Here is a 255-nt window from a genome sequence, read left to right as displayed (position 1 = left end):
AAGAAACAGACTTTGCGCATCGCCAATCATCAGTCCCCACTCTATGGTCGGTGGTACTGCACCTAATCCCAGAAAACTCAGCGCCGCAGCCCAAAGAATGACATAGCCAAAATCCATCGAGACCTGCACCAGCAAAGGTGTCATCGCATTAGGCAATAAATGACGAAACATAATAGTGACATGACTGACACCTATAGCCCGGGCTGAATGCACATACAGCTCGTTTCGCACACTGAGCACAGCAGCACGTAATAT

1 protein-coding gene is annotated in these 255 nt (G+C 48.6%); it reads right to left on the bottom strand.

All coding sequences use genetic code 11. The features are described 5' to 3' along the window. Positions 1-255, bottom strand: a 255-nt coding sequence (locus ACYP03_RS27010; RefSeq protein ID WP_459782810.1) for an ABC transporter permease subunit, incomplete at its 3' end; no start/stop codon positions are given.

The organism is Photobacterium sp. R1 (genome assembly GCF_054600795.1).
This window is presented reverse-complemented; position numbering and strand designations above follow the sequence as displayed.